At 63.5% G+C, this 18,319-nt stretch carries 17 protein-coding genes; 4 read left to right on the top strand and 13 right to left on the bottom strand.

Translation table 11 applies throughout. The features are described from left to right. Positions 1–22: 22 nt before the first annotated feature. From serS to N1058_RS18105, 11 genes are all read right to left on the bottom strand, one after another. Positions 23–1,330 carry a serine--tRNA ligase gene (gene serS, locus N1058_RS18155; protein WP_265519018.1) on the bottom strand — a complete coding sequence of 436 codons (1,308 nt, stop codon included), beginning with the start codon at positions 1,328–1,330 and terminating at the stop codon, positions 23–25. 57 nt (positions 1,331–1,387) lie between these two features. Continuing rightward, positions 1,388–2,185 (bottom strand): twin-arginine translocase subunit TatC, encoded by a 798-nt coding sequence (gene tatC / locus N1058_RS18150; protein ID WP_274709323.1) that lies wholly within the window; start codon positions 2,183–2,185, stop codon positions 1,388–1,390. 50 nt (positions 2,186–2,235) lie between these two features. Continuing rightward, positions 2,236–2,811 carry a Sec-independent protein translocase protein TatB gene (gene tatB / locus N1058_RS18145; RefSeq protein ID WP_265519016.1) on the bottom strand — a complete coding sequence of 192 codons (576 nt, stop codon included), beginning with the start codon at positions 2,809–2,811 and terminating at the stop codon, positions 2,236–2,238. A 39-nt stretch (positions 2,812–2,850) separates the two neighbouring features. Beyond that, the gene (locus N1058_RS18140) at positions 2,851–3,084 is read right to left on the bottom strand and encodes a twin-arginine translocase TatA/TatE family subunit (RefSeq protein WP_265519015.1); all 234 of its coding nucleotides are present in this window, start codon (positions 3,082–3,084) and stop codon (positions 2,851–2,853) included. Between the two features lie 134 nt (positions 3,085–3,218). Further along, positions 3,219–4,322, bottom strand: a complete 1,104-nt coding sequence (locus N1058_RS18135) for an ABC transporter ATP-binding protein (RefSeq protein ID WP_265519014.1) — start codon at positions 4,320–4,322, stop codon at positions 3,219–3,221. Between the two features lie 89 nt (positions 4,323–4,411). Continuing rightward, positions 4,412–5,143, bottom strand: a complete 732-nt coding sequence (gene scpB, locus N1058_RS18130; RefSeq protein ID WP_265519013.1) for an SMC-Scp complex subunit ScpB — start codon at positions 5,141–5,143, stop codon at positions 4,412–4,414. After that, the gene (locus N1058_RS18125; protein WP_265519057.1) at positions 5,140–5,937 is read right to left on the bottom strand and encodes a segregation and condensation protein A; all 798 of its coding nucleotides are present in this window, start codon (positions 5,935–5,937) and stop codon (positions 5,140–5,142) included. Before N1058_RS18125 ends, scpB begins: the two co-directional genes overlap by 4 nt. A 136-nt stretch (positions 5,938–6,073) precedes the next feature. Next, entirely contained in the window at positions 6,074–7,090 is a 1,017-nt protein-coding gene (gene nagZ, locus N1058_RS18120; protein WP_265519012.1) for a beta-N-acetylhexosaminidase, read from the bottom strand. 88 nt (positions 7,091–7,178) lie between these two features. Further along, on the bottom strand, positions 7,179–9,752 hold the full coding sequence (locus N1058_RS18115; RefSeq protein ID WP_265519011.1) for an SPOR domain-containing protein: 2,574 nt from the start codon (positions 9,750–9,752) through the stop codon (positions 7,179–7,181). 98 nt (positions 9,753–9,850) lie between these two features. Further along, complete coding sequence (gene argS / locus N1058_RS18110) at positions 9,851–11,608, bottom strand: arginine--tRNA ligase (RefSeq protein ID WP_265519010.1); 1,758 nt, start codon at positions 11,606–11,608, stop codon at positions 9,851–9,853. A gap of 70 nt (positions 11,609–11,678) precedes the next feature. Beyond that, positions 11,679–12,911 carry a deoxyguanosinetriphosphate triphosphohydrolase gene (locus N1058_RS18105; protein ID WP_265519009.1) on the bottom strand — a complete coding sequence of 411 codons (1,233 nt, stop codon included), beginning with the start codon at positions 12,909–12,911 and terminating at the stop codon, positions 11,679–11,681. A 70-nt stretch (positions 12,912–12,981) separates the two neighbouring features. Between N1058_RS18105 and erpA the strand changes: the two genes are divergently transcribed. The 4 genes from erpA to N1058_RS18085 all read left to right on the top strand — a co-directional run bounded on the left by erpA (position 12,982) and on the right by N1058_RS18085 (position 15,785). Beyond that, complete coding sequence (erpA, locus tag N1058_RS18100) at positions 12,982–13,332, top strand: iron-sulfur cluster insertion protein ErpA (RefSeq protein WP_265519008.1); 351 nt, start codon at positions 12,982–12,984, stop codon at positions 13,330–13,332. A 134-nt stretch (positions 13,333–13,466) separates the two neighbouring features. Then, the gene (locus N1058_RS18095; RefSeq protein ID WP_265519007.1) at positions 13,467–14,528 is read left to right on the top strand and encodes a polysaccharide deacetylase family protein; all 1,062 of its coding nucleotides are present in this window, start codon (positions 13,467–13,469) and stop codon (positions 14,526–14,528) included. A 131-nt stretch (positions 14,529–14,659) separates the two neighbouring features. Next, positions 14,660–15,451 (top strand): exodeoxyribonuclease III, encoded by a 792-nt coding sequence (gene xth / locus N1058_RS18090; protein ID WP_265519056.1) that lies wholly within the window; start codon positions 14,660–14,662, stop codon positions 15,449–15,451. A gap of 82 nt (positions 15,452–15,533) precedes the next feature. Next, complete coding sequence (locus N1058_RS18085; protein WP_265519006.1) at positions 15,534–15,785, top strand: hypothetical protein; 252 nt, start codon at positions 15,534–15,536, stop codon at positions 15,783–15,785. A gap of 1 nt (position 15,786) precedes the next feature. Here N1058_RS18085 and N1058_RS18080 read toward each other — a convergent pair whose 3' ends face one another. Both N1058_RS18080 and ilvD read right to left on the bottom strand, forming a co-directional pair. Further along, positions 15,787–16,587: a tetratricopeptide repeat protein gene (locus N1058_RS18080; RefSeq protein WP_265519005.1), complete on the bottom strand. Its 801-nt coding sequence runs from the start codon at positions 16,585–16,587 to the stop codon at positions 15,787–15,789. Beyond that, positions 16,574–18,298: a dihydroxy-acid dehydratase gene (ilvD, locus tag N1058_RS18075; protein ID WP_265519004.1), complete on the bottom strand. Its 1,725-nt coding sequence runs from the start codon at positions 18,296–18,298 to the stop codon at positions 16,574–16,576. Before ilvD ends, N1058_RS18080 begins: the two co-directional genes overlap by 14 nt. Positions 18,299–18,319: the final 21 nt, after the last annotated feature.

Raw genomic sequence — 18,319 nt, 5'->3', positions numbered from 1 at the left:
TCGTTCCGTGGACGCCGGGCACCTACCCGCCGATCTTCTCCACGCCCCCCATATAGGGCCGCAAAACCTCCGGCACGGTAATCGAGCCGTCCTCGTTCTGGTAATTCTCCATCACCGCAATCAGCGCGCGGCCGACGGCGACGCCGGAGCCGTTCAGCGTATGGACGAAATGGGTTTGACGCCCTGAGCCTGTCGAAGGGTCGCCGGCCTTGCGATAGCGGGCATTCATGCGCCGCGCTTGGAAATCGCCGCAGACCGAGCAGGACGAGATTTCGCGATAGGCCTTCTGGCCCGGCAGCCATGCCTCGATGTCGTAAGTCTTGCGGGCGCCGAAACCCATATCGCCGCTGCACAGAACCACCGTGCGGAAGGGAATTTCGAGCTTCTTCAGCACCGTCTCGGCGCATTCCGTCATGCGCTCATGCTCGGCGAGCGAGGAATCGGCATCGGTGATCGAGACGAGCTCGACCTTGTAGAACTGGTGCTGACGCAGCATGCCCCGCGTATCCCGCCCCGCCGAACCCGCCTCCGAGCGGAAGCAGGGCGTGAGCGCGGTGAAGCGCAGGGGGAGTTTCTCGGTGTCGAGGATTTCCTCGCGGACGAGATTGGTGAGCGGAACTTCGGCAGTGGGGATGAGCCAATGATGCTCGCCGGCATTGAAAAGGTCCTCCGCGAACTTCGGCAACTGTCCGGTTCCAAACAGTGCCTCATCGCGAACCAATAACGGCGGCTGCACTTCGGTATAGCCGTGCTCGGTCGTGTGCAGGTCGAGCATGAACTGGCCCAGCGCCCGCTCCAGCCGCGCGAGTTGCCCGGAAAGCACCGTGAAGCGCGCGCCCGAGAGTTTCGCAGCGCGCTCGAAATCCATCATTCCGAGCGCCTCGCCCAACTCGAAATGCTCCTTCGCCCAGTTCGGGCGGCGGGCTTCACCGACCTTGCGGATTTCGACATTGTCGCTCTCGTCCGCGCCTTCCGGAACGTCGTCGAGCGGCACGTTGGGAATGCCGGCCAGAAGGTCGCGCAGGCGCTCGTCGAGCTTGCGTTCCTCGGCCTCGCCCTCCTGCACGAAGGTCTTCAGCGCGCCCACTTCAGCCTTGAGTTTGTCGGCCAGCGCCTGGTCGCCCTTGCCCATCGCCTGGCCGATCTCCTTGGAGATGGCCTTCTGCCGGGCCTGCTTTTCCTGGAGCTCGGTCAGATGCTGGCGGCGCGCCTCGTCGGCGGCAAGCATCGCTTCGACGGAGGATTGCGCGTCCGCCTTGTCCTGACCGCGCTTTTCCAGCGCGGCGGCAAGGGCTTGCGGGTTTTCGCGTATCCATTTGATGTCGAGCATGCGACCTGTTCCACCATGCGTTTATATTGCGCCTGGCGGAACAGCGCACCCGAAGTATCAGGCCGCGGGCTCGTCCTGGCTCTCCGCTGCGGCTTCCGCCGCTTCGGCTGCTTCAGCTTCCCGCTTGCGCTTGCGCTCCACCATACGGGCGCTCCAGATCGCCACCTCGTAGAGAAGGATGGTGGGAATCGCAAGGCCGATCTGGCTGACCGGATCGGGCGGCGTCAGGACCGCCGCGGCGACGAAGGCAGCGACAATCGCGTATTTGCGCTTGTCGACAAGTCCCTGCGACGTGAGCAGCCCGACCCGCGCCATCAGCGTGGTGACGACAGGCAACTGGAACACCAGCCCGAAGGACAGGATCAGCGTCATGATCAGGCCCAGATATTCCGAAACCTTCGGCAACAGCGAAATCTGGATTTCCTCACCCGGCCCCACCTGCTGCATGGACAGGAAGAACCACATGACCATGGGCGTGAAGAAGAAATAGACGAGCGCACCGCCGATCAGAAACAGGATGGGCGAAGCGACGAGGAAGGGCAGGAAAGCGCGGCGCTCGTTGCGGTAAAGGCCGGGCGCCACGAATTTATAGACCTGCAGGGCGATGACCGGAAAGGCCAGGACCAGGCCGCCGAACATGGCCAGCTTGATCTGCGTGAAGAAGAATTCCTGCGGCGCGGTGTAGATGAGGTCGACCTTGTCGCCCTCGAGCCCGGCCCATTCGGTCGCCCATTGGAACGGAATGACCAGCAGGTTGAATATCTGCTTGGCGAAGAAGAAGCACGCCAGGAACGCGATGAAGAAGCCGACGATCGCCCAGATCAGGCGTGAACGCAGCTCGATCAGATGCTCCATCAGCGGTGCGGATGACTGGTCGATATCCTCGTTTTCTTGTTTTCCGGCACTCACGAGGCGGTTCCCGTCTTGGTGGTCTTCCTGGCCGCCGGCTTGCGCGCGGCAGGCTTTGCGGCGGTTTTACCGGACGCCGGCTTCGCCTTGGGTGCGGGCTTCGTCTTCGGAGCAGCCGTGCTTGTCGATTTCCCCGACGAAGCAGCCTTGGAAGCCGGCTTCTTGGCCACTTCCGGTTTCGTGGCCGGGCTGTTCGCCGGGGCCTTCTTGGCGGGCTCGACAGCGCGCGCTTCGGTGGAAGCCGTTTCAGCGGGCTTTGCCGGCTTCGGCTTCATAGCATCGTCGAGACCGGCGCGAACGTCGCGGCCGGCCTTTTCGAGCGGGCTGAGATGCTTCTTGATCTCGTTTCGCGGATCGAGTTTGCGCGCGTCGTCCACCAGGTTCTTGACGTCGTCAAGCTCGGCTTCCTTCATCGCATCGTCGAACTGCTTGCGGAAATCGCCCGCCATCTCGCGCATCTTTGTGGTCGTGCGCCCGAAGCCGCGCAGAAGGCGCGGCAAATCCTTCGGTCCCACCACCACGATCAACACGATCGCGATGACGAGGATTTCAGGCCAGCCAAGGTCAAACATCGGTCGGTTTCCGGTGGAGCTTCACGAAGCGCACGACGCTCAGGATTTGCTCGCCTTCTCCTTGGCCTTGGCGTTCTTGATCTCTTCGTCCGTGCGGTGCTCCACCGTCTTGGCGGTGTCGTCGTCCGCCGCATCGTCCTCGGACATGCCCTTCTTGAAGCTCTTGATGCCTTTGGCCATGTCACCCATCAGCTCTGGAATCTTGCCGCGCCCGAAGAGAAGCAGCACCACTACGAGCACGATGAGCCAGTGCCAGATTGAAAAGGAACCCATAATCCAGTCTCTTTCGCCTGTTGCCTGGAGGGGTCTCGTATTCTTCGAATACCGATTCCGCCCCAATAATGATTTGCTGCGATTTCGGACGGAAAACCGGTTTTCCCTTTTCCTGAAATCGCTCCCCGTTTGATTTATGCGCTTTCGCGCTGTCTTTCAAATACTAGAACGTCTGCGGGTCGAACATCCAGAAAGATATCGCGTATGGAGGGCGGCAGCATGCCGCACCTGACCCGCGCCCGCACATGCTCCTCAATGCCGGGCACAGCCAATTCCAAGAGTTCGACAACGCCCAGGAACCGCCGTGAAACGATGCGCGCCTGGACCGCACCCGCCTTGGCATTGACCTCGAAACCCGACAGCCTGACGGCAACCGTCACCCATTGCCCGTCGCTGAATCCCGCCGCCGGCACCGGCCCGACCGGCGTATGGGCGAAGCCTGTTCTCACCGGCCCCTCGAATATATTCAATTCCGAGAAGAAGCCAGCGACGAAAAGGTCCGCCGGCTTGAGATAGAGTTCTTCCGCCGTTCCGATCTGCACCAGCCGCCCCTCCCTCAGAAGCGCGATACGGTCGCCCATGCGCATGGCCTCCTCCGCATCGTGGGTCACGACGATGGCCGTTGCCCGACTTTGCTGGAGGATGGCCAGCGTTTCGGCGCGCACGCTGTCCTTCAGGCGCGAATCGAGCCCGGAGAATGGTTCGTCCATCAAAAGTACGGCCGGCCGCGGCGCCAGGGCGCGGGCCAGCGCCACGCGCTGCTGCTCACCGCCCGAAAGCACATGCGGATAAGCCGCAGCATAGCCTTCCAGCCCGACGCGCGACAGCGCGATCATGGCTTCGCGCCTTGCTTCCTCCCCCGACAGAGCGGTCAGGCCGAAGCGCACATTGTCGAGGATGGTCAGATGCGGGAACAGCGCGAAATCCTGGAACACCAGACCGATGGACCGCCCCTCGGGCGGCACATACACATCCGGTCCCGAAATCTCGCGCCCGTTGACCAGGATGCGCCCGGAATTCTGCACTTCGATCCCGGCGGCGATCCGCAGCAGCGTGGTCTTGCCAGAGCCCGATGGCCCCAGCAGACACAATACCTCTCCCGGCTCGGCGGTCAGCGACACATCGTCCAGCGTCGGTTCGCCGGGAGCAAAGCGGTGGCTGATATTCTCGAACGCGAGCCGGGCAGCGAAGGTAACGCCGGCAGTAACGCGGGTCCGCTTTTCGTCCAGATCGCTCATCGGCGCGCGGGAGCAATCAGCGTTGGCATGGCTAGGATCGCACGGGCCATTGGTTTCCGATCAGCGGCGTGGACACGGGTCAGGCCGGATCAATCATCGTCGACCCGTGGTGTCAACAGGCCCAGCTCCTCAAGATCGATATCGGTCAGCGGGTCCTCGTCGTCCGTCAGCATGTCGGGGTCCGCCGTCGGCTGCGGCACCGAGAAGTTGGAAGGCATGCGGGACGAAAGCAGGCCGGCGCCTTTCAGCTCGTCCATTCCCGGCAGATCGCGCAATTCCTCGAGGCCGAAATGGTCGAGAAAATCGATTGTCGTGCCATAGGTCACCGGGCGCCCGGGCGTGCGGCGACGGCCGCGCATTCTGACCCAGCCGGTCTCCAGCAGCGTGTCGAGCGTGCCTTTGGAGGTTTCCACTCCTCGGATTTCCTCGATCTCGGCGCGGGTTACGGGTTGGTGGTAGGCGATCACCGCCAGCATCTCGGTGGCCGCGCGCGACAGCTTCTTCTGCTGCGTTGCATTGCGGCTCATCAGGAAGGCCAGATCTCCGGCGGTGCGGAAAGCCCAGCATTCCTCGGCCCGCACCAGGTTCACGCCGCGGCGGGAATAATCGGCCTGCAGGGCTTCCATGACCGCCTTCACTTGCACCCCGTCGGGCAGCCGATCGGCGAGCGCTTTCTCTGAAACCGGTTCTGCGGACGCGAACACCAGCGCTTCGGCCATGCGCTTGGCCTCGGCAAAGGCGATGCCGCCGGGACCGGCGTCGCCGTCCTCCGCCGCTCCTCCGTCACCGAAAAAGGAAACCACGTTGGTCGCTTCGGTCATGACGCTTCTTCTCTTGCGTATTCTCCGGTGCTCTTGCGCATGTATAGGGGCGCGAACGGCTCCTGCTGCCGGATTTCCAGCGCGCCCTCGCGCACCATCTCCAGTGTCGCGGCGAAGGAGCTGGCCAGCGCCGTCGCCCGCTCCCGCGGGTCGGTCAGATAGCGGATCAGGAACTGGTCGAGTGCCGTCCAGTCGGCGAAATCACCCACCATGCGCGCCAATATCTCGCGCGCCTGCTTCAGCGACCAGACCCCGCGCTGGGCGATGCGCACATTGGTGATGGCGCGGCGCTGCCGCTGCCCGGCATAGGCGGTGAGCAGGTCGTAGAGGGTTGCCGAATAGGCGCTCTTCTTCTCCACCAGCACCGGCTCCGGCATGCCGCGCGCAAAGACCTCGCGGCCGAGCCTGTTGCGGTTGACGAGCCGCGAGGCGGCGTCGCGCATGGCTTCCAGCCGCTTCAGGCGGAACTGGAGGATCGCGGCCATCTCCTCGCCGCTGGGCTCCTCGTCGTCCGCCTTCCTGGGGATGAGAAGCCGCGACTTGAGATAGGCAAGCCACGCCGCCATCACCAGATAATCGGCAGCAAGCTCCAGCCGCATGCTGCGGACGCGCTCGACGAAGGCGATATATTGCTCGGCCAGCGCCAGCACGGAGATGCGCGCCATGTCGACCTTCTGGTTGCGCGCCAGATGCAGGAGAAGGTCGAGCGGCCCCTCGAAGCCGGCGACATCGACGGTCAGCGCCGGTTCGCTGACCCCGCGCGCCTCCGTCTCGTCCGACCACAGCTTGTCCATCGGAATGGGCTTGCCCGTTCCCGTTTCGCCGCTGTTATCGCGCTTTGGCTCTGCCACTTCGTTCCGATCCTTGCTGGAGCGTGGTGCGGGCGGTCTGCCCGAGCTCCTGCTTGTCCACTCTCAGGCGGGAGGCGCGTCAGGCGATGGCGAACATGCTCCCGAACTCCGCGCGCGCCTGTGCTTCCCGCGTTTCGTCGCCGGCGGAAAGCGCGGCGAGCGCCTTGTCTGCACGCGTCCTGGCCTTGCCTGTCAATTCCGGCACTCTTGCGGCGACCGCCCGCATCTCGTCCATCAGGCCGTTGCAATGAAGGACGAGATCGCAGCCCGCTTCAAGGATTGCCCGCGTGCGCTCGCCGTAATCCCCAGAAAGTGCGTTCATCGACACGTCGTCGCTCATCAAAAGCCCGTCGAAGCCGATCTCCCGGCGGATGATCGTCTCGATGATCCTGACCGACGTCGTGGCCGGGTTGTCCGGGTCGAGCGCCTCATAGACGATATGGGCCGTCATCGCCATCGGCAGGTCCCTGAGCGCCTTGAACGGCACGAAGTCGCGCGCTCGCAATTCCTCGATGCCCGCGCGCACCCGCGGCAGCGCCTTGTGGCTGTCGGCTTCGGCGCGGCCATGGCCGGGTACGTGCTTCATCACCGGCAGGATGCCGCCGGACATCAGGCCGTCGGCGGCCGCCCTGCCCAAGGCGGCGACGGCTTCCGGCTCATGGGCATAGGCACGGTTGCCGATGACGTCGTGGGAGCCTTCTACCGGCACATCGAGCACCGGCAGGCAGTCCGCCGTCAGTCCGTAGCGCGCCAGGTCGAAGGCGTGCAGCCGCGACATGAGCCAGGCTGCGCGCAAGCCGGCCTCGGGCTCGCGCGCATAGACTTCACCGATTGCCGCCGCGTTCGGATAGTTCGGTGCGAGCGGCGGGCGCAGGCGCTGCACGCGCCCGCCCTCCTGATCGATGAACACGGGAGCGTCAGGCCTGCCGGCGCTTTCACGCATCTCCGCGGTCAGGTCGCGGATCTGGCCTTCCGCCTCGATATTGCGGGCGAAGAGGATGAAACCCCACGGCCGCTCGTCGCGGTAGAAGGATTTCTCGTCCTCGGTGAGCCGGGTGCCAGCGGCACCCAGTATCATTGATTTTGATTCGCTCATGGCAAAAGGATAGCCGCGATCGCTGCCATGAGCACGAGCAAAAACCGCCGCGATTCGCGGCGGTTTTTACAGTACCGGTTCACAAGGCCTACTTGGAGACGAAGCAGCTCCCGCCCGCCGATTTGAGCTGGGAGCAAAGCTGGATCGCCTCATCCTTCGAGGAGGAAGGGATGCGTACCCTGAAATACGTACCCTTGCCGGCGATATCCGCCTTCACGATGTTCACGCCCTTGCCTTGCAGGATGGAGCCATAGCGCTGGGCCATGTCCTGATAGGATTGCTGGGCCGCCTCCGCCGAGGGCTGCGAGGAAATCTGAACGGACCAGGGCGCACTCGTGGTAGCCGCAGGGCCGGCGGGTGCGGCAGCCTGCGTTGGCTGCGGGGCCTGCTGGGCCGGCGCGGCCTGTTGTTGCTGGGCCGCCGGCTGTTGCGCAGGCGCCCGGTTTGCCGGTTTGGCGGGCGGTATAGGTGCGGTTCTGGGCACCGCCGCTGCGGCAACCTGTGTCTCGCCTGCCGCCCCACCGATGGCGGACGCGGCAGCCTCGGCCGTCTGCCGGGCGGCAGTGCCAAGCGCAGCGCTATCCTGTGCGGCCGAACGGATGGTTTCGGCGGCGCTCGTCAATTCATCGGCTGCCGTGCCGCTCACGCCCGCGGTTTCCGAAGGTTCGGGCATTTCACGGGGCGCCATGGTCCCATCGGGCCGGACGACCAGCGAACGCACACGGCGCGGCGTGAGAGACACAGTCTCAAAGGCCCCCGATGCGGGGTCCGCGCCAGTCTCGTCATTGACGAGCCGGTCGTCTACCTTGGCGGATGCGTCGGTTGTCTCCCGCCCTTCGGCGGCCTTCGATGCTATGTTGATCGGCTCTTCCGTGGTCGTGACCAAAGCCGTCTGGGCAGGTTCGATATCGCTGCTCTCGCCGGAGACGCGCTTATAGACCTCATTGTCCTGATTGGGGATGGTCGTGCCGCCCGGATTTTCCGGCTTCACCTTGATGGGTGAATTGTCGGCCTTGATCAGGACCGGTTCCACGGAACCGGCACCTCCTCCGCCAAAAGCGTAGACGCCGACACCGCCCGCAAGCACCACGCCGCCCAGAAGAGCCGCAACGAGGATGGCACGCGAGCCAAACCGGCCTTGGCCGGATGCCGGAGGAGGCTCCGCGCCCGGCGTCGGGGCCAGCGAAGGTGCCGCGCGCTCGTCGGTCCAATAAGCCGGCTCGGGCTGGTCGGCGGCTGCCGTCGAGTATCCATGTTCCGAAGAATGCGTTTCGTCGTAAGCCAGATCGTCGAAATTAAAGTCGATATGCGCGTCGTCGCCGGCAGGTTCGTCCACATGGTACGCAGCAGCGGCAGTCCCGCTATCCCTGCTGTTCCATTGCTCGGGCGCAGCGGCGACAGGAGCGGCGGCGGTCACTTCGGGCTCCGCCAGTTCATCGATGGCGCCAAAGGCGCCCGACAGCATTTCGTCGATTTCATCGAACTCTGCTGACGATTTTACCGGCTCGCGATAAGGAACCTCCGGTACGTCGAGCGCGTCGGCGACAGCGACGGCCTCGCCCGGGACGTCGACCGTATCGATCTCCGGCGCTCCATCGTATGCATCGAAAGCGGGCTCGCCTGCAGCCGGCTCCTCGTGACCTTCAAACGGCGACCAGTCTTGCTGCGCGGCACTGCTGGAAACGAAAACCTTGTCCGGGGACCAGTCATCGGCGCCGTCCGGTTCATCGTCCGGCTGCTGCCAGGACACATCCTGTTCGGGCAGCGCGACATTTTCGTTCAAAGATTCACCGGCTTCAGAGCTATCCTGTGTTGACGCGTCCTGAGCGGGCTCATCGTCCGAAATGCCGTAGAGGAAATCGGGCCGCTCACTTGCCGCGCGGGCATAATCGAATTCGAAAACACTGTCGGCCCCGCCGTCATCGGCGTCTGCATCGGATGATGGCGTGGTCTCGGGCGTTTCCGGGAGGGCGAAATCGGAATCGAGCGCAGCCAGATCCTCATCCCGGATATCGAACACGGCATCATCATCCTGTGCACCGCCAGCATGAGAGCCGACATTCATGTCGGACTCACGCATTTCAAATGGGGCGATTTCAGATGGCTGCGCTTCGAATGAAGGCGTTTCAGACGGAATCATTTCGGGCGCCGATGCGGCGAATTCCGCTTCGTCCGCGCCATACGCCTCGACCGGCACGCTGTCGTCCATGACCGGCTCGCCGACAATCTCCCGGGTCGGGTGGGGTACATCCTCCTGGGTCGGGTGAGGCGCATCGTCGGCGATGGCGCTCTCGAACTCGGCCTCGAACAGGTCGATAAAGGGATCGTCCTGTCCGGCAGAAGATGAATCGGGAGAGTTGTCGACGCCCTCCTCCGCGAAGGCTTGCGCGGCAGCCGCGCCCATGTCAGGTGTGTCCGCGTCGGTTGCGAATGGCGACCGTTGAACACTGGCCTGCACGGCCTCGTCCGAGGCGATATCCGCCAGAGGGTCCATTTCGCCAAGAAGCTCGTTCTCAAGCTCCAGCGCGAGGTCGTCCACCACTTCGTCCTGCGGCTGCGTCTGGCGGGGATCGTGCCCCATTATCCTCGTCAATTCGGCAAAGGGATCGTCCTCCGCCATCAGAACGGGTTCATCGCTATTGGCAAAATTGCGGTCAGCCATGCCTTTTCCCACACTTGGTCGGACGCCGGCGACGTCTCATTTATGTTGGCCCCTACCAGCGCATTGTGGGCAAAAGGTGACAGGTTTCCCCAGGGAAATCAGCGCATTTCCGACGGTGCTTCCGCTCCGATCAGCGCCATTCCGGACGTCACGACATCCAGTACCGCCTGCACCAGACCCAGCCTGGCATAGGTCAACTCTGGCGCGTTAACCTTAACAAACCGTAAGCTATCTGTCTCGCTGCCGCGATTCCACTGCGCGTGAAGCTGGCTGGCAAGGTCGTAGAGGTAGAAAGCCAGCCGGTGCGGCTCCAGAGACTGGGCGGCGCTCTCGATCAGGCGCGGATACTCGGCCAGCTTGCGGATGAGCGCCAGTTCCCCCTCGTCGGTCAACAGATGCAGCGAACGGCGCAGCGTGTCGCGGTCGATGCTTTCCACGCCCAATTGCTCGCGGGCCTGCCGGAACACCGAGTGGCAGCGGGCAGACGCGTATTGCACATAGAAAACCGGATTGTCCTTGGACTGCTCGGTCACCTTGGCAAAATCGAAGTCCAGCGGCGCATCGCTCTTGCGGTAGAGCATCATGAAGCGGACGGGATCGCGCCCTACCTCGTCGATGACCTCGCGCAGGGTGACGAACTCGCCCGACCTTTTGGACATGCGGACAGGCTCGCCGTTGCGGTAGAGCTTCACGAGTTGGCAAAGCAGCGCCGTCAGTTCCAGCTTTCCGTCGGATATGGCACGCGCCAGCGCCTCCAGGCGCTTGACATAGCCGCCATGGTCGGCGCCCAGCACGTAGATCAGGTGCTCGAAGCCGCGTGCGTATTTGTCCTTCATATAGGCCACGTCCGCAGCGAAATAGGTAAACTGCCCGTCCGACTTGATCAGCGGGCGGTCGATGTCGTCGCCCACCTCGGTGGAGCGGAAGAGCGTCTGCTCGCGGTCCTCCCAATCCTCGGGCAACTGGCCCTTGGGCGGCGGCAGCTTGCCCTTGTAGACGTGGCCCTTGAGCGTCAGGTCGTTGATCGCCGAACGGATGGCGCCGCCATTGCCGGCATGCAGCGTGCGCTCGGAAAAGAACACGTCATGGCGCACATTGAGCGCGGCCAGATCCTCCCGGATCATCGCCATCATTGCGTCGATGGCCCTGTCCTTGACGATGTCGAGCGCATCAGGCTCTGGCATTTCCAGAAGCTTCGTGCCGAACTCCTCGGCCAGCCCCTTACCCATCGGGACAAGATAGTCGCCGGGGTAGAGACCGTCCGGGATGGCGCCGATCGCATCGCCGAGTGCCTCGCGATAGCGCAACATCACCGAGCGGGCCAGAACGTCGATCTGCACGCCGGCGTCGTTGATGTAGTATTCCTTGGTGACATCGTATCCGGCGAAGGCGAGGATATTGGCAAGCGCATCGCCTACCACCGCACCCCGGCAATGGCCGACATGCATCGGCCCGGTGGGATTGGCCGAAACATATTCGACATTGACCTTGCGGCCGGCGCCGGTGTCGGAGCGGCCGTAGTCGGCGCTCAGGTCAAGCATCTCGGCGAGCCGTGCCTGCCAAAAACCGTCGCTCAGCCGCAGATTGACGAAGCCGGGCCCGGCAACGCTCACTTCGGCCACGTCCGCGTCCTCGGCCATCGCTGCGGCCAGCCTTTCGCCAAGCGCGCGCGGGTTCTCGCCGACCGCCTTGGAGAGCACCATCGCGGCATTGGTCGCAAGGTCGCCATGGCTCGGGTCGCGCGGCGGTTCCATCGTCACCCGCGCAAGGTCGAGCGCACCGCCATCCTTTGTCTGGAGCCCCAGCCTTTCAACGGCCTCGACGACCCGATTGGAGAAATCGGCGAAAATATTCATAGGAGTGATCCGGATCCGAGAAATCAGCGCATTGGGCCGCACGGCGGTCGGTGCGGCGGTCCGCGAGCCCCTAGCGCATATCGGGCAGACGGTCAAACAGACGGGAGCCGAACAGGCGCCTGTGTTCCTTGATGGCATAGGTGTCGGTCATGCCGGCCAGGAAGTCGGCCACGTCGCGCGCCCTGACGTCTTCGGTCCGGCCCGCCCCCTCGCCCCACCCCTCGGGCATCTCGCGCGGATCGGCGAAATAGGCGTCGAACAGTTCGCGCACCGTCCTGTCGGCCGCCTTTCGCGCCTCCAACACATCGGGATGGCGGTAGAGATTGGCGTAGAGAAAGCGCTTCAGCTCTTTCTCCTGCACCGCCATATCGTCCGAAAACGCGACCACCGCGCGTCCGGCATCACGGATATCATCGACCGACCGGGGCGCGAGCGCATCCAGCCTTTCGCGGGAAGTCACGATCACATCCTCGACCATCAGGGTGATCTGCCGGCGCATCAGCTCGTGGCCGGTCCGCACGGGATCGAGGCCGGGATACCGCTTGTTGACGGCGTCCAGAATGCGGCCTGGCAGGCCGACATCGGCGAGCATCGGCAGTGTCAGCAGGCCGGACCGCAATCCGTCGTCCAGGTCGTGGGCGTCATAGGCGATGTCGTCGGCAATGGCCGCGCATTGCGCCTCAAGACCGGCATAGCGGTGAAGCTCCAGATCATGGCGCGCGCAATAGTCCGAAATCGGGCGCGGCACCGGGCCCGACAGACCCTTGCCGGCCGCATCGGTCAGGGGGCCATTATGCTTGACCAGCCCTTCGAGGGTTTCCCAGGAAAGGTTCAGCCCGTCGAACTCCGCGTAGCGGCGCTCCATGAGCGTGACCACGCGCAGCGACTGGGCATTGTGGTCGAAGCCGCCCCACGGCGCCATCTTCTCGTCGAGCGCCTCTTCGCCCGTGTGGCCGAAGGGCGTGTGGCCGAAATCGTGCACCAGCGCCACCGCCTCGGCCAGATCCTCGTCGCCGCGCAGGGCGCGGGCAAGCGCGCGGGCGATCTGGGCAACCTCGATGGAATGGGTCAGCCGGGTCCGATAGTGGTCGCCCTCATGAGCGATGAAAACCTGCGTCTTGTGCTTCAGCCGGCGGAAGGCGGTGGAGTGGATGATGCGGTCGCGATCGCGCTGAAAAGGTGTCCGGGTCGGGCTTTCGGGCTCATCATGATAGCGCCCGCGCGATTGCGCCGGGTCGCACGCATAAGCCGCGCGCGGCCTGTAGCCGAAGCCGATACCATCAAGATCTGTCGGGGCCGCCATTTTCGCCCTTATTGACTCGCCGCACGCCCGTTCATACCTATTGTGCATCAGCGAAAGCAAGGTGACGATCATGGGCGTGGACGCAAAGACCGATATGAAGGGCGTGGACATGACCGATGCCGCCGCAAAGCGCATCGCCAAGATCCTTGCCGACGATCCGGGCAAGATTGCGTTGCGCGTCTCGGTGGAAGGCGGCGGCTGTTCCGGCTTTTCCTACAAGTTCGATCTGGTCGATGCTCGCGAGGATGACGACCACGTCATCGAGCGGGACGGCGCGACCATCCTCATAGACGATCTTTCGCTGGTATATATGGGCGGTTCGGTGGTCGATTTTGTCGACGACCTGATCGGCCAGTCCTTCCAGATCAGGAACCCGAATGCCGTAGCTTCCTGCGGTTGCGGCACCAGTTTCTCCATCTGAGCGTTCGCCGCAAGCCGGCAAGAACGGCGAATCCGCATCCCGCATAATCGTCCATCCTCGCGCGCTTGTTGACGCCGTGTATACCTCTGCCCGTTAAGAACGGGACAAATCAACCGGGATGGCCTTCGCGTGCGATGATAACAGGGACGACCGTCAGGCGCTTCGTGCGGCATGCGCTCATACGCACGGGGCTGGAGGGCATCTCGCTCACGCGGGCCGGCCATCTGTGGCGCGGCGCGGCGGGACGCGGGGTCATCTTCACGCTGCATCACGTGCGCCCGGCGACTTCGACTCTCACTCGCCCGAACGCGCTGCTTTCGATCACTCCGACCTTTCTGGAAGAGGCGATCCAGGCTTGCCTGGAGCGGGGCATGACGCCACTGCCGCTGGAAGACCTGCCCGAGCGCCTCGCCGATTCACGCGACAAGCGTGCCTATTTCTGCTTCACGCTGGATGACGGCTACCGCGACAACGCGCAGTTCGCGACCCCCGTTTTCCGCAAGTACGACGTGCCCTACACCATTTTCCTGACCTCCGGCTTCGTGGAGCGGACGCGTTCGATCTGGTGGGAGACCCTGGAGGCCATCCTGGCGGGAAATTCCGAAATCGTCTTTGATTTCGGCACTGGCGACAAGCATCTTTCCCTCGGCTCGGATATCCGAAAGACCTTTGTCTACGACAGGTTCGTGGATTATCTTATATCGATAGATGAGGACGATGCGGTCGATGCAATCGACCGGCTTGCGCGCAGCGTCGGCATCGACCCGCTGGCACTGACCGACCGGCTTATCCTGCGTAGCGACGAAATCGCCCGGCTTGTCGAGGACCCGCTTTGCCGGTTTGGCGGGCATTCCCTCACGCATGTGAACTTACGGCGGGTGGATGCAGACCGGTTGAAACGCGAAGTTCACGGGTCCCTCGACACGGTGGAGCGCTATACGGGCTATCGTCCCGCGACCTTTGCCTACCCCTATGGCTATTCCTCCGCCGTCGGCCCCAGGGAGATACAGACTGCCCGACAAGCCGGCTTCAAGGTCGCCGTGACCAATCTGCCGGGCGTGCTGTACCCCGAAAGCACCCAGGACCCGACCGCCTTCCGGCGCATTTCGCTCAACGGAAACTACCAGAAGCGGCGTTACGTGGGCGCTTTGCTCTCCGGTGTCCCGTTCAAGCTGCCGGACACGCGAAAAGCCTGATGCCGACAGGCTTCGGTTTCTGTGCAATGTCAGCATTCTGCTCCCGATACCCTGTCTGACCGGTGGACGGCAGCGCGCGCCAAGGGCACATTGGGTCAACCGCAACAGTCGCTACTGAGAAATACATGCCGATGAAAATCGCCACCTGGAACATCAACGGCGTCAAGGCGCGCATCGACAACCTCCTCCATTGGCTGGAAGAGGCGCAGCCCGATATCGCCTGCCTGCAGGAGATCAAGTCGGTCGACGGCCTTTTCCCGCGCGGTCCCATCGAAGCGCTCGGCTATTACGTCGAAACCCATGGCCAGAAGGGCTTCAATGGCGTCGCCATCCTTTCGAAGCTGCGCTTCGACGAGGTCAACCGGGGGCTGTCAGGCGATGACGAGGATGCCCAGGCGCGTTTCATCGAGGGTGTCTTTTCGACCGACAAGGGCGCGCTGCGCGTGGTTTCTCTCTATCTGCCCAACGGCAACCCGGTCGACACGGAGAAGTTTCCCTACAAACTTTCCTGGATGGAGCGGCTGGAGCGATGGGCGCAGGACAGGCTCGCCCTGGAAGAACCGCTGGTGCTTGCCGGCGACTACAATGTGATCCCCGAGCCGGAAGATGCCAAGAACCCCGAGGCATGGGTTGGCGATGCCCTCTTCCGGCCCGAAAGCCGCGCTGCCTTCCGCAAGTTTTCCCATCTCGGCTTCACCGATGCCCTGCGCGCCACGACGCAAGAGGACGGCATATACACGTTCTGGGACTACCAGGCAGGCGCCTGGCAGAAGAACAACGGCATCCGCATCGACCACTTGATGCTATCGCCCGAGGCGGCCGACCGATTGTCGGCGACCAGCGTGGCCAAGCATACCCGCGCCTGGGAGAAACCTTCCGACCACGTACCGGTGATCGCCGAGCTTTCGCTTGGAGCGGCTTGATGCCGAACCACCGTGAACCGATGCGTCGGGCTTTTGGAAAATCGATTCCGATTTTCAGGCCAATGCGGTAAGATGGCCCATTATGAGGCAGTTGGCGTTGATGCTCTTGTCCAGCCTGATCCTGGCGCAGCCAGCGACAGCGGAGTGTCGATGTGTGGCGAACGGGGCTCGCTACGCTGAGGGCGAGCAGGCATGTCTCAAAATGCCGGACGGCCCGCAACTCGCGCGCTGTGAAAAGGTGCTGAACAACAGTTCCTGGAAACTGCTCGATCAGGATTGCAGCGCGATTTCCCTGCAGGACGACACGTCGCTGCCAGTGCTGGCGGCGCGATGAGCTATTCCAGACCGTTGACGAGATAACCTTCAGCCAGTGCGATGGCCGTGCGGCGATCGGATTCGCCGGCCAGGGCGAACGCCTGCTCGTGCATGTCACGTATCCATCCGATGTCCGATGGTTTGGCGCGGTCCAGCGCCGTCGTCATCAGAGCAAGCCCGCGCACGACCTTGCCGCTCTGGAACAGCAGATTTCCCAGCGTCGCCTGCGCGGCGGCATGTTGCTTTTCAGCGGCGAGTTGGAGCCAGCGGGCCGCCTGCTGGATGCTTCGCGTGCCGCCTTCCCCGGTGAGGAACATCCGGCCAAGCTCGTATTGCGCGTCGGCATTGCGGTAAGTCGCCGCCGCGCGCAGGAAATAGTCATGGGCCGCGGCCGGATTGGCCTGCACCGGCGAGCCCGGGATACCGGTGCGCAAATAGTTGCCGACCGCAACGAGAGCGTCGGAAACATAGGCTTCGTCGCCGCTCCCCGGCCGTATCTCCTGCTGGACCACCGCCGAGAAGAACTTGAACGCCTCGTAATCGTCGCGTGGCACCCCGTCGCCTTCGGCATACATGCGGGCAAGTTTCCAGCTCGCACCCACCTGCCCCTTGTCGGCGGCATAGCGATAGGCTTCCACCGCTTCCTGCTTCTGGCCGCGCTTATAGGCCGAGAAGCCGAAACGGAACATCGCCCACGGGCTGGAACTCTCGGGCTTCTTGACGACCGTATCCTGATCGAGCGCTTCGGCAGAACCGAAGCCCCCGATGACAAGCATGAGGCCGGCGGCGAGCCGAACCGGTATGGACCTAGATGTCCGCATAGCAGTGCGTTTCTTTCTCGGCTCCCGGATGTGTCACGGCGCCGTTTACCGCCGGTCCCACCGTCTGCGCATATTTCCAGATCGCGCCCGACTGATAATCGGTCTCGCGCGGTGCCCAGTCCTTGAGGCGCTCTGCGAGTTCTTCCTCGCTAAGGGCCACGTCGATGGTTCCCTTCACCGCGTCGATGGTGATGACGTCGCCATCCTTCAAAAGGCCGATGGGACCGCCGACAGCCGCCTCCGGCCCGACATGGCCGATGCAGAAGCCGCGCGTGGCGCCCGAAAAGCGCCCATCGGTGATGAGCGCGACCTTGTCGCCCATGCCCTGACCATACAGAGCAGCGGTGGTGGCCAGCATCTCGCGCATGCCGGGTCCGCCTTTGGGGCCCTCATAGCGGATGACCAGAACCTCGCCTTCCTCGTATTTGCGTTCGTTTACGGCGGCGAAGCACTCTTCTTCCGAATCGAAACAGCGCGCAGGACCCGAGAAGGTGAGATTTTTCATGCCCGCCACCTTAACGATGGCACCTTCGGGCGCGAGGTTGCCGCGCAGGCCAACCACGCCGCCGGTCTTCGTGATCGGGTTGTTGGCAGGGCGCACGACATCCTGCTGGTCGTTCCATGGAACGTGCTCCATGTTTTCCGCAAGCGTGCGGCCGGTCACCGTCATGCAATCGCCATGCAGGAAGCCGTGGTCCAGAAGCGTTTTCATGAGCAGCGGAATGCCGCCGGCCTCGAACATGTCCTTGGCGACATATTTGCCGCCCGGCTTGAGGTCGGCGATATAGGGCGTCTTCTTGAAGATCTCGGCGACGTCGAACAGATCGAACTTGATGCCGGCCTCATGGGCGATGGCCGGCAGATGCAGCGCCCCGTTTGTCGAGCCGCCCGAAGCGGCGACCACGGCGGCCGCGTTCTGCAGGGACTTCAGCGTAACGATGTCGCGCGGACGGATCTGCTTGGCGATCAGTTCCATCACCTTCTCGCCGGAAGCATAGTTGAAGCGGTCGCGCATCTCATAAGGCGCCGGCGCGCCGCAGGAATAAGGCAGCGCCAGGCCGATCGCCTCGGCGACAGTCGCCATCGTGTTGGCGGTGAACTGCGCGCCGCAGGAACCGGCTGACGGACATGCCGCCTGCTCGATTTCCATCAGGTCATCATCGGAAATGGAGCCGACCGAATGCTGGCCCACAGCCTCGAACACGTCCTGAACAGTGATCTGGCGGCCACGATAGGCGCCGGGCAGGATGGACCCGCCATAGATGAAGACGGCAGGCACGTTGAGGCGGACCATCGCCATCATCATGCCGGGCAGCGACTTGTCGCATCCGGCAAGGCCGACGATCGCGTCGTAGCAATGGCCGCGCATGGTCAATTCCACCGAATCGGCGATGACATCGCGCGAAACCAGCGAGGCCTTCATGCCCTGGTGCCCCATGGCGATGCCGTCGGTAACGGTGATGGTGGTGAATTCGCGCGGCGTGCCGTGGGCCGCGGCCACGCCCTTCTTGACCACCTGCGCCTGGCGCATCAGCGAGATATTGCAGGGAGCGGCTTCGTTCCAGCAGGTGGCGACGCCGACGAGCGGCTGATCGATTTCGGCCGGCGACAGGCCCATGGCGTAAAGATAGGAGCGGTGCGGCGCGCGCGCCGGACCGACCGTCACGTGGCGGCTGGGAAGTTTTGCTTTCGAAATCGCTCGAGCGTCCATGATCACCTATACCGCTTTACG

This window comes from Nitratireductor luteus (genome assembly GCF_026162365.1).
Lineage (GTDB): Bacteria > Pseudomonadota > Alphaproteobacteria > Rhizobiales > Rhizobiaceae > Chelativorans > Chelativorans luteus.
This window is presented reverse-complemented; position numbering and strand designations above follow the sequence as displayed.